General features: G+C 38.5%; 15 protein-coding genes and 1 pseudogene. 15 read left to right on the plus strand and 1 reads right to left on the minus strand.

The window, feature by feature from the left end; all coding sequences use genetic code 11:
- Positions 1 to 732: 732 nt before the first annotated feature.
- The 15 genes from AM305_RS11765 (at position 733) to miaB (ending at position 11,157) form a co-directional block, all read left to right on the plus strand.
- Positions 733 to 1,497 (plus strand): hypothetical protein, encoded by a 765-nt coding sequence (locus AM305_RS11765; protein WP_005822318.1) that lies wholly within the window; start codon positions 733 to 735, stop codon positions 1,495 to 1,497.
- Between the two features lie 220 nt (positions 1,498 to 1,717).
- Positions 1,718 to 1,963 carry a helix-turn-helix transcriptional regulator gene (locus AM305_RS01155; RefSeq protein ID WP_005822320.1) on the plus strand — a complete coding sequence of 82 codons (246 nt, stop codon included), beginning with the start codon at positions 1,718 to 1,720 and terminating at the stop codon, positions 1,961 to 1,963.
- A gap of 11 nt (positions 1,964 to 1,974) precedes the next feature.
- The gene (locus AM305_RS01160) at positions 1,975 to 2,316 is read left to right on the plus strand and encodes a hypothetical protein (protein WP_005822322.1); all 342 of its coding nucleotides are present in this window, start codon (positions 1,975 to 1,977) and stop codon (positions 2,314 to 2,316) included.
- Between the two features lie 8 nt (positions 2,317 to 2,324).
- On the plus strand, positions 2,325 to 2,744 hold the full coding sequence (locus AM305_RS01165) for a hypothetical protein (protein WP_160162325.1): 420 nt from the start codon (positions 2,325 to 2,327) through the stop codon (positions 2,742 to 2,744).
- On the plus strand, positions 2,731 to 3,105 hold the full coding sequence (locus AM305_RS01170) for a hypothetical protein (protein WP_005822325.1): 375 nt from the start codon (positions 2,731 to 2,733) through the stop codon (positions 3,103 to 3,105). Before AM305_RS01165 ends, AM305_RS01170 begins: the two co-directional genes overlap by 14 nt.
- A 2-nt stretch (positions 3,106 to 3,107) precedes the next feature.
- The gene (locus tag AM305_RS12705; RefSeq protein WP_005822327.1) at positions 3,108 to 3,539 is read left to right on the plus strand and encodes a hypothetical protein; all 432 of its coding nucleotides are present in this window, start codon (positions 3,108 to 3,110) and stop codon (positions 3,537 to 3,539) included.
- 25 nt (positions 3,540 to 3,564) lie between these two features.
- A complete protein-coding gene (locus AM305_RS01180) occupies positions 3,565 to 4,242 on the plus strand; it encodes a Rha family transcriptional regulator (protein ID WP_005822329.1) in 678 nt (225 codons plus the stop codon).
- Positions 4,243 to 4,304: 62 nt separating this feature from the next.
- Positions 4,305 to 4,874: an ash family protein gene (locus AM305_RS01185; protein WP_113680026.1), complete on the plus strand. Its 570-nt coding sequence runs from the start codon at positions 4,305 to 4,307 to the stop codon at positions 4,872 to 4,874.
- Positions 4,867 to 5,052, plus strand: a complete 186-nt coding sequence (locus tag AM305_RS01190; RefSeq protein WP_005822333.1) for a hypothetical protein — start codon at positions 4,867 to 4,869, stop codon at positions 5,050 to 5,052. Before AM305_RS01185 ends, AM305_RS01190 begins: the two co-directional genes overlap by 8 nt.
- Positions 5,045 to 5,410: a hypothetical protein gene (locus AM305_RS01195; RefSeq protein WP_005822335.1), complete on the plus strand. Its 366-nt coding sequence runs from the start codon at positions 5,045 to 5,047 to the stop codon at positions 5,408 to 5,410. Before AM305_RS01190 ends, AM305_RS01195 begins: the two co-directional genes overlap by 8 nt.
- The gene (locus AM305_RS11770; protein WP_005822337.1) at positions 5,403 to 5,738 is read left to right on the plus strand and encodes a hypothetical protein; all 336 of its coding nucleotides are present in this window, start codon (positions 5,403 to 5,405) and stop codon (positions 5,736 to 5,738) included. The genes AM305_RS01195 and AM305_RS11770 overlap by 8 nt, the downstream gene beginning before the upstream one ends.
- Entirely contained in the window at positions 5,716 to 7,899 is a 2,184-nt protein-coding gene (locus tag AM305_RS01205) for a DUF927 domain-containing protein (RefSeq protein WP_005822338.1), read from the plus strand. The genes AM305_RS11770 and AM305_RS01205 overlap by 23 nt, the downstream gene beginning before the upstream one ends.
- Positions 7,900 to 8,604: 705 nt before the next feature.
- Positions 8,605 to 8,880: a type II toxin-antitoxin system RelE family toxin gene (locus tag AM305_RS01210; protein WP_005822340.1), complete on the plus strand. Its 276-nt coding sequence runs from the start codon at positions 8,605 to 8,607 to the stop codon at positions 8,878 to 8,880.
- Between the two features lie 42 nt (positions 8,881 to 8,922).
- The gene (locus tag AM305_RS01215; protein WP_005822341.1) at positions 8,923 to 9,303 is read left to right on the plus strand and encodes a helix-turn-helix domain-containing protein; all 381 of its coding nucleotides are present in this window, start codon (positions 8,923 to 8,925) and stop codon (positions 9,301 to 9,303) included.
- Positions 9,304 to 9,729: 426 nt separating this feature from the next.
- Entirely contained in the window at positions 9,730 to 11,157 is a 1,428-nt protein-coding gene (miaB, locus tag AM305_RS01220; RefSeq protein ID WP_005822343.1) for a tRNA (N6-isopentenyl adenosine(37)-C2)-methylthiotransferase MiaB, read from the plus strand.
- A gap of 39 nt (positions 11,158 to 11,196) precedes the next feature.
- Here the strand turns inward: miaB and AM305_RS12145 are convergent.
- A pseudogene (locus AM305_RS12145) lies at positions 11,197 to 11,339 on the minus strand (UDP-N-acetylmuramate:L-alanyl-gamma-D-glutamyl-meso-diaminopimelate ligase); the annotation flags it as partial.

The raw sequence follows: 11,339 nt of genomic DNA on the forward strand, positions 1-11,339 counted from the left end.
TTTACCCACTTTACCCACTTTTTGACTATTATTTACTCTATTTTTTATTTAAGTAATTGATAAATAAAGAAAATAAAAAAGTGGAAATCAGTGGGTAAACAGTGGGTAAAGGTTAAAAAACAGTGGGTAAAAGTGGGTAAACAGTGGGTAAATATGAAAATCAGTGGGTAAAATAAAGAAAGTATCAGATAGCAAGTACTTAATTCAAAGCCTTACATTTTTGAATGTATGGCTTTTTTGTTATGAGCATTGACGACTTAATAGAACGGCTAAAGGGTAGATTTTAAAAACAACCCTATGTAAGTGAAAAGGTACTCCCGAGGGGGTACACCTTTCCACGGGGTAGCAGACGCGCGGTTTTCGGCAGTTTTTTGAAATTTTGGATGATCCACCACAACGGAGCAACATTATGATTTAATTGAGTTTTTTTATTTTTCCGTTGTACATTTTGAAATAAAAAAATGCTCAATCAAACCTATCACATTTTAATCATGGTTATATGACCACAACAAAAGGGGTATACGGCAACACCGCACACCCTTTTATTTAGTCTAATAAACCGACTTGAAACTGTTTAAAAAATCAGTAAAATAATCTCACAAGGTAAACGAGCGTAACAGCTTGTATCAAATTAGCGTGGATAGGTAAGGAGTAGCTACCAAGCCGAAAGAGAGCAACCCTATTTGTTCTTTTCCACGTTCTCACAAAATAGGGTAACGCATAGGGGCGGTTATGAGAGTACTTACAGAAGAGGAACAACAGCGATTTAACGAGTTGAGCGAGTTATTTTCCCTACTCAATAAAAAAGATGATGAAGAGCTAACAACAGAAGAACTCTCAAAACAGATTGAAACGCTTAACGAACTTTGGGATTTTTTCTGCAAAACCGGTTATAACATTGAGATCTTTTTACAATGCAAATCACTAAATGAAAATCCCATATTTAAAATTTTTAAGTTTTCAATAGAGAGCTTGAAGAATTCTTTAGAATTATTAGAAAATCAAAACAATATAACTGGCGATTTTTTTATAAAAACATGGGGTAAACTAACAAATGAACAACGAAAAGAAGTATTACAAGAAATAATAAGAAGCAAAAATAAACCAACATCAAAAAATTTACCTGATCTGGGAGATATGGATTTATCTATTGTCCCTTATATAATAATGCTTGTATCTGAAGAAAACTTTAAAAGAACAAAGCAAGCATTAACTCTATTAGAGCTTTCTAGTAAACATTTAGCAGATGTTTTATTAAACATTCCCACAATCGTAGCCAAACAAAACCGCGCTAAACGAAACAATAAGCCAAACCCAAACATAGAAAAAGCTAGAGAGGCGGCTAAAAAAATATGGGAAAAAGAGAAATCAAAAGCCTTACTAGATACAGCGTATCAAATAAAAAGCGAGTTAAATTTGAAAGTTGCATCCACTTCTATTCAAGAATGGATAAGGGATTTAAACCCAAACAAAAAGAAAACCAAATCTAAAGAATAAAATGCCAAAGCCTAGCTTTATATGACTAGGCTTTTTTATTTATCTAAAATATATTTGGCAGATATCAGCTTCACAGTAAAAGCAACAACCTAACAGTAAGACAATATGACTTACTGTTAAATAATATGACCTACAGTACACCTGACTGACCTTTCATAACACCCTTTCTACAATACCCCTACATTTCCAACCATAAACCAACATAAACAGGGGTATTTCTATGGAACAAATCCAAAACCAAACCACAACCGAAGCCGTAGAGAAACGCTATTCAATGGCGGAGCTTAAGGCATTGAGCGGATTTTCTCACGCTTTCATCTATCGACAAATTCAAAAAGGCAAATTACCAAAAGCTGATAAATGGGGGCGTGCTTCTCGTTGGAAAGAGAGTGACGTAAAAGCGTGGCTATCAAGCTTTAAGCCATCTGAAACATTTAACCCATTTTCAAAAGCAAAAAAATCATAAGGGGCATTCTTATGAAACAACCTATCTACCCAACCCGAAGAGCGAAGGCATATATCGCTTTACTGGAACACCCTCACGGTATTAGCAGTAGAGAGATCGATATTAAGTATTTCATCAACAAGGGGAACAATGAAGTATCGGAGCTTGAGCGCCTTCACAATGTAAAAATCATTAAAGAGAAACGCTACAACCAAGCACACAACGGATTTTATAACGTTTACCGCCTCCCTGATGTTGAAGAGGCTTTAAAGGTTATCAAGTTGCTTAACTTTGAGCGGAGTAAATGCGGTGTACTTATCTTATCGGAAGCCGAAACACAGAACTATTTGAAATATTTTGGGGGGAATAAATGAGAGAAGCAATGAAAGCTATCCTTAGCGAGCTAAACGAGCCAAAAACAGCGACAAAAGCACAGAGCAAGGCAAACCCAAAGGAGGCAACAAACAAAGCGAAAATGCTTCATTTAGGGCGTTTTACACAGGTAACAAGACAATTCAACATCATGAAGGACAGTGTAGAGACGTGTAAGCGCGTTTTCCCTGATTGCTTTCATTTTAAGGTTCAAACCGCCAAAGAGTGCAAGCAGTTGGCGGCAGGATTGGCACAAGGAGAAGCCTTATTGCAAAGTTTAGCCAAAATCCGACCGCTTACCAATGAAGAGAAAGCACAAGCGAAAGCCTTTAGAAATATCTCTCGTTATCTGATCAAACAGTTTGAAAGCGTGGCGGAGTATGTAGAACAGGTTAAAGCAACAGAGGAAGAAACCAATGCTACAACTTAAGGAAACAGCAACAGCACTTACCGCAAGTCGTTTTGTTACGTGGCTAATGTTAGACGGTTCGCACGAGAAGAACGGCATAGCAAAGCGTAATCCGGTACTAATGGACGAGGCGAGCGAATTTTACCTATCACAGCTAAATCAACACGGTAAGCAGATTATCCCCTTTACCTTTATCAGCCTTTATTCTGATGAAGAGCCTTACAGCCTTCAAGAGTTGATCACTATGCTTGCTTTACGGATTGAGAAAACCAAGCAATACCGAGAGGCGCATAGTATTGAGTTTGATAATGACAAGCTAACACTAGCCAAACTGGAATACCGTTTAAAGCGTTTGAAGCATTTGCTTTCATTAAGGGGGTAAATATGTACGGGCGAGAGATTAGAGAAGCCTTTGCAATAGCTTACGCAAGGCGAGGCAATGCAACTAAAGCGCTTATACAGGTATTAGGTAAGGAGCGAGCAAGCAAAATGCAACCTCATACCCTACGAGCCAAAGCAAGCACACTGCTTAATGACTATCGAGCGGTGGCAATCATTGAGCAAGAGAAAAGCGCAATGCTTAAGCGTGGGGATTATTTACCCCGTTACCGGTTAAGAACGTATAGAGCCGATTTAGGGGCAGGCATACCGGAAGCAAACCAACAAGCGAAAGAGCGCAAAGAAAAGATTGAGCAAGGCTTTCAAGAGTTGAAACTTCTTCTAATGAAATTGAATGATGTTTTTATGGAGAGAATGGCACTTTTAGCCGAATTACGGGCGGATTATCTGAAATTTAAAAAAAAGATCCCCCAGTAAAACCTCACATTTAAGGACAACCACAATGAAAACAGAACTAGATAATACTGCAGTATTTCCAAAGGTATTTCACAAAGAAACCGTATCCATGACGGATACGCTAAAAGTGGCGGAGTATTTTGGTAAACGACACGACAACCTATTACAAATTATTAAGAACTTAGGTTGTTCTGATGAATTTAGCCGCCTTAATTTTAAGGAGGCTAAATATATTGACGAACAAGGGAAAGCTAGAAAGATGTACCTAATGACCCAAGATGGCTTTACGTTGTTAGTGATGGGCTTTACCGGCAAGAAAGCAATGCAATTCAAGGAAGCATACATCAAGCAATTTAACGCAATGAATAAATGGATTGATGTCAAACGGAAGCTATCACACGACCAGCACCGAATGAATGAAGCGATTAAATTGCACCTTGAAAGCACAGGCAAAAAGGACGAACACATTTACAGCCGAGAAAATAACCTCGTGTATATCGTAGCCTTAGGTTTATCTCGTAAGAAATGGTTAGAGAGTAACGGATATCAAGCCGATGATGAAATACGGAAGTATCTCACAGAAACACAGCTCACACTGCTAGATGATTTACTTTCAGAAAATGCGGTGATGATTAAGTTAGGTATGAGTTATCACGAACGAAAAGCCAAACTAGAGCAATCAGCCTTGTACTTCTTACGTAATCATTTGCCAATGGTGGCGTAAATCACTCAAATTTAAGCAAAAAAAACGCCTCCAAATGGGGGCGTTACATGGTAAAAAATCATATGAAAAAAGTCATCACTATCCTACAAGCCTCGAAAGGCTACGAGGGATATTCTAAAGAAATTCATTCAGAAATCAATCAAATTGAAAAGATTTCATTTTACGAAATGATTAAAGCGTTCTATCCTGATGACGTTATAGCAAAATCTATAACCGAGCCTGGAAACTCGAATAATAAAACTTTGGCGAACACTAGCACGCCTTTCTATTACCGTGCTTTTTTTGTTCGTAGCACACGCACACCCAAAGAACGCCTAGAGCGTCTATCTATGGTAGCGTGTAATGGGAAAGGTTCGCCCTTTGCTGTGTTCCATATGTCGCAGTTTTCCAGCCCGTTACACGTTACCGCCCAAACCCTGGAAAGTTTAGCGGTAGCCCTTCAAACTTTAACTTTGGAGCTATTAGCTATGATCTACTTATTCAAAGCCGTAAGCCGTAGAGACTTACGCAACACAACAAAACCTATTCATGCCTTCCCTTGCTATACCCTACGCATTAAAGCCGAGAGTTTAGAGCAAGCCAAATCTATTGTATGCCCTTTATTTGCGGTTATGGGGGTGGTTTATGCTTAAAAACAACCTCACACCGGAAAAGCTACTAAAAGAAATCGAGCATATCGAAGTATGGACACAATGGGCGAAAGAACTCACGGAAGAAGGAAGCCTAGAGCGTGCCTATTTAGCTTTACAAACGATCAAGAACACGAATTTCATGTATTTAGCAGATGTAGAAGGGGGTAAAAATGAGTAACCAAAATAAAATCTATGTTGTAACGGTAAGCTTAAAACTTGATGAACAGCGTTATTTTCAAGCGGTGCAAGCGTTCTTTAAAGATAAGAAAACCGCCAAGCGTTTTTTAAAAGGCAGTCCATTCAAGGGGAATATCGAAACTGTAGATCCAACTGATTATACTCTCGAGTTTTTACCGGCTTCAGCACTAGGGAAAGTACCTGCAGTTTTATTTAAAGGCTCACGCTTTTACGCAGAAATGGCAGAAGCAAAATCGCATTTTTCAATTTTAATGCCTGATTGTCATTTTGAGGTTAAAAAGTTTGATGAAACAGAACTCTTTAACAAAATGATGAACGTAGGGGGAATGTATGCTTAATCAAGTAGATTTAATCATTCCAAACGGCTCACAAGCATTACACGAGCATTTACATGAAGTCTTTAATATCCCAAGAAAGAACCCTCAAGATGATTTGCTTGTAACCGTGGCCGGCTTGCTTATTGACTATCACGCCTTAATGCTAGAGCTTAGAACGACACCCCTTAGAAATTGGATAGATGAGAATTTAAGCGGTTGCTACTACCACAATGCGATGAACCCTACTACGCAAGCAATCAAGGCACTTAGCGAGCGAATTAGCCTAAATAATGCGATGAGATTAGCGCACATGGAAGAGGTACGCAATGAAGAAAGCGCCTTACTATAATCAACAAGAGAAACAATGCGAGCCTTTCAATGATTGGCTTATACTGGTAGGAGATACCGCCAAACAAGCATACTATCGCAACAATGAGGCAGGAAAGGGAACGCATTGGCAAATGATACGAGAACGCTACGGCTTGCCTATTGATTATGCTCCCGTGATGTTAGATGGCAAAACATTTGAAGAAATCGACCGCTTGCAACTTGCACCGGCAGAGCAACGTTCTATTAAACTCTTTCAAGTGGGGAAAATCCCCACTTTAGCCAAAGATAAGAATGATTTAAAAACTCGTATTCTGATGAACCTAGCCAAACATAACGGTAGGATTTCAGCGATTGAATGGCTAGATGAAGCCTTACAGGGCGAGAACCTTTATCAAACCCTAGAGCAAATAAAGCAAGGGAATGATACCGTGGCGGAAGTGTTGGAGCAGAGACAAGCACAGACGGGTAACACAGAACAACATAAACCCTATATCGAAAAACGCACAGAGAACAGCATAGAGGGGCTTTACCGTGTAACACCTAAATATGATAAGGATACTGGCGAACGTTTATCAGAGCGCACGGAATGGCTTTCAGATGTAATTTCTGTCATTGGTATTGGACAAAGTGAAGCCGAGCACTTCCTTGTTCTTGAATGGACACCAGAGGGAAAACAACAGCCGATCAAATATGCGCTATCTTTGGGCGATTTAGGCGAGCGAGAAGGATGGAAACAGCTTAAAACCAAAGGGTTAAGGCTCACAACTAAAAACTATTTACGCAATGAATTGGCGGACTATTTACAAAGCAGTGGCGAGCGGACTTTTTGGCACATTACAAATTCTACCGGTTGGCATAATGGGGCGTATATTTTGCCAAATGGCGAAGTATTGGGCGAACCTGAAATACCCGTTTTATTTAACCGACAATCAGCAACAGCGAGCGGATACGATACCCAAGGCACGTTAGAAAGTTGGAAGACTGAAATAGCCGATAATGTATTAGGTAATCCGTCCATGATGTTAAGTATTGCTTGCGCTTTATCTGCTCCATTGATGAATATCATAGAGGCGGAGAGCTTCGGGGTACACCTTTTTGGCGGTTCAACAACAGGTAAAACCACAACAACAAACATAGCAAGCAGTTTATACGGACACCCTAATAAAATCCGTTTATCGTGGAATGCGACCGCTTTAGGGCTAATGAATGAGGCTTCAGCAAGAAATGATAATTTCATGCCCCTTGATGAAATCGGGCAGAGTTCAAACCGCAAACACGTAGAGCAGACCGCCTACGCTTTATTTAATGGCGTGGGGAAAATACAGGGAGCAAAAGACGGCGGCAATAGAGAGCTTAACAGATGGCGGATTATGGCATTTTCCACGGGAGAAATAGACGTGGAGGGCTATTTATCTATGAGCGGTATTAAAATCAATGCGGGGCAATTGGTGCGATTGTTGAATATCCCGATAACTAGGGCGAAAGTCTATCATTCATTCCCCGATGGCAAAGCGCATGCGGATTATCTAAACTACTCAAGTACACAGCATTACGGTGTAGCCGGTAGAGAGTGGATAAAATGGCTAACCATTGAGGACAATCAAAAAACCGTGATCAGCGTTCATAGCCAAACTAAAACAAAATGGCTTGAACGTTTACCAAATGACGCTAGTCCACAGGTTCAACGTGTTGCGAGTCGCTTCGCTATTCTCGAAACGGCTTTACAGTTAGGGCGCTTTCTTACCGGTTGGAATGAAACCGCCAATAGTGAAGCGTTATTACACTGCTTTAATGAATGGGTAAATATCTTCGGACTACATAGCCAAGAAGAAAAGCAAATCATTGATCAGGTTAATGGTTGGTTATTAGCAAATGCGGAAGGGAGATTTATCGAATACCCTAACAACCCTGAACAGCGGGCTATCACAAACATAGCCGGCTATAAAATCATTCCACAGCGAGATAATGAGATAGAGAGCTTTTATCTGTATCCATTGGCTTTTGAGGAAGCGATAAAAGGACACCCAAAGGAGCAGGCTTGTAAAATTCTTTCAGATAAAGGCATGCTAGACAAAGGGGAAAGCGGTTATAAGTACAGAGTAAGAATACCAAGTAGGATAGATCCGAAACGTACAAGATGTTATCTCGTTTTCCCACTTGTTGAAAGTGATGAAGCATAAAAAAAACAAAACAAACCATAGTGCTAAATATTTTAGTAATCTACATGCTACATTGGTAGTTTAAGAGCTTTCCAGAAATGGTTAGCTCTTTTTTTTATCTTTGCAAAAAAATTTTTTTTCATACGCGTAGTTTTTTAGTAGTCCAATTAGTCCAAAATACCTATTTATAAAATAATATCCTTATATATCAATATATTACATAAAATTTATTGGACTAATTTTTCTTTTTTTGGACTAAATTTAGGGTATTTTGGACTAAATTTAGGGTGTTTTGGACTACTCAAAAAATAAACAAAAAGAGTTTTGGACTAATTTTGGACTACATTGGACTACTCAATTAGTCCAAAAAATGGCACTTAAGTATTTGATTTTAAAGGATTGGACTAATTGGACTAATTGGACTAACGTTTTTTACTAAATATAAAAAAAAATTTTTTTAAAATCATAAAACAGACCGCCTTGATACATTCTCTTTTATCTAATGATTTTGCTTTTTATGCTACACATTAAGAAGCAGAATAAAATACCTTTTCTTTGCAAAAGGCAAATTATACATTCAGCGTATAATGCTATCTAAAACGAATAAAAGCTACCCAAATTAGAGCGGTAGCTTTTTTCTTATCAAATAAGAAAATAAGATTTCATTTGAGTTATAGCAATAAATATCTTATAATTATCTTATAAAGATAAGAAAGAGGCAACCTAATGACCGTGATTCAATGGACAAATAGAGCAAGCAAACAAATAAGAGCGGTAGATAGTAGATACTTAGATCGCATGTTTGAAAAAATCGAAGCATTACAAAATTTCCCAAATGTTCAAGCGGATATTATTGAACTGAAAGGAGAGCAGAATAAAGGCAAGTTTAGAATGAGGGTGGGATTTTACAGGGTAATTTTTGAAGTAATAAACAATGAACCGATAATTATTGAAATACAAGAAATCAAAAAGCGAGACGAGCAAACATACCGCAACCATTAACAGAATAGAGGGAGTAACCTCCCTCTTAATGGAGAAATTAAAATGAACTTACAATACATTAACGACTTAAATAATAATCCTCTTTTTGTTGTTTTACCTATTAGCGAATATAACAAGCTAAAAGAATACGAAGCGCAACTATCCGGCAACGAAGAAGAATGGCAAAGCCTCCCATATGAACAAGATGATAATGATGATGTAGCAATACCGCATGAAGTTGTAAAGGCTATGATCAAGTATGATGTAAACCATTTAGGCGCATGGCGGATATATCGCAATCTTTCACAGCAAGAAGTAGCGGAACTAACAGGGCTATCACAATCAGCGATTTCCCAAATGGAACGAATCGACAGCAGACCACAGAAAAAAACGCTTGAACGCTTTTCTAAAATTTATAATTGCGATGTAAAACAAATGTACTAAACAATAAAGGCTATCATACCGGTAGCCTTTTTCTTTGCAAAAAATCCACTAAATCCGACCGCTTGAACCTGAAAAAAACTGAAAGAAATTAAAAAACAGTGGGTAAAAGTGGGTAACTTTTCAAAAAGTTTTTATTTTTTTTATTTTGATTTTTGCAAAATAATTTTGATGATCTGTATTTCATTTTGATTTATGGAGAATTAAACATATAATACAGCGCACTAACGTGGTTATTCTGGTATGACTTTTGATTTTAGTAGGACGTTTAGTAGGACGCAAAGAAACTGAATTATAAAGAAACCTTGCAGCACAAGGCTTTATAAGGGGTAATTCAACTGACCCCAGCTCCACCAGAATTTTTTACAAGCCCTAACCTCGTTGGTTAGGGCTTTTCCATTTTCATCGAGATAAAATAGATTTTCAATTATGGCGAAATTACATATTACAACTTGGGGCTGCCAAATGAACGAGTACGACTCGTCTAAAATGGCAGATCTCTTAAATAGTACACATGGTTTAGAATTAACCGACAATCCTGAAGAGGCAGATGTATTACTGCTTAATACCTGTTCCATTCGTGAAAAAGCACAAGAGAAAGTATTCTCTCAGCTTGGGCGTTGGAAAAATTGGAAAAAGGATAAACCTGATTTAATTATCGGTGTAGGCGGTTGTGTAGCTTCACAAGAAGGGGAACATATCCGTGAACGTGCGCCTTTTGTGGATATTGTTTTCGGTCCTCAAACGTTACATCGTTTACCGGAGATGATTAACCAAATCCGTGGCGGTAAAAGTTCAGTTGTGGATATCAGCTTCCCTGAAATTGAAAAATTCGACCGCTTGCCGGAACCTCGTGCTGAAGGCCCGACTGCATTCGTATCAATTATGGAAGGCTGTAATAAATACTGCTCATTCTGTGTCGTGCCTTATACTCGTGGCGAAGAAGTGAGTCGTCCGGTTGATGATGTATTATTTGAAATTGCACAGCTTGCGGCACAAGGTGTACGTGAAGTAAACTTGTTAGGGCAAAACGTAAACGCTTACCGTGGCGAGACTTTTGATGGACAAATTTGTTCTTTTGCTGAGTTACTTCGCTTAGTGGCGGCTATTGATGGTATTGACCGTGTTCGTTATACCACAAGCCATCCAATTGAATTTACGGATGACATTATTGAAGTTTATAAAGATACGCCTGAGCTGGTGAGCTTCTTACATTTACCAATACAAAGTGGTTCAGATCGTGTTTTAACCATGATGAAACGTAATCATACCGCATTAGAATATAAGGCTATTATCCGTAAATTACGTGAAGCGCGCCCAGATATTCAAATTAGCTCAGACTTTATTGTTGGCTTCCCTGGTGAAACGGCTGAAGATTTTGAGCAAACAATGAAGATTATTGAACAAGTTAATTTTGATATGAGTTTCAGCTTTATCTATTCTGCTCGTCCAGGTACACCGGCAGCAGATCTGCCCGATGATGTGACAGAAGATGAGAAAAAAGAGCGTTTGTACCGCTTACAACAACGTATCAATAATCAAGCGATGCAATTTAGTCGTGCAATGTTAGGTACGGAACAGCGTATTTTAGTAGAAGGTCCATCTAAGAAAGATATTATGGAATTAACCGGCCGTACAGAAAATAACCGCATTGTTAATTTCCAAGGTACGCCCGATATGATTGGTAAGTTTGTTGATGTAAAAATTACTGACGTTTATACTAACTCACTACGTGGTGATGTTGTAAGAACAGAAGATCAAATGGGCTTACGTGTGATCGAGTCTGCACAAAGTGTGATGAATCGTACACGTAAAGAAGATGAGCTAGGTGTTGGGAAATACGTGGTAAATCTGTAAGAAAAAATAGCCGCTTGTATTTACAAGCGGTTAAATTTTTTATTTATTTTGCAATTTTGCGATAATTTTATTATGAATACCGCCAAATGCACCGTTACTCATAACCAAAATATGATCGGTAGGTTTGGCTTCTTTTGCAATCATCTCAACCAATTCATCAATGCTCGCCGACCATTTTGCCG

This window comes from Actinobacillus minor NM305, from assembly GCF_000175195.1.
In the GTDB taxonomy this organism is placed as follows: domain Bacteria; phylum Pseudomonadota; class Gammaproteobacteria; order Enterobacterales; family Pasteurellaceae; genus Haemophilus_A; species Haemophilus_A minor.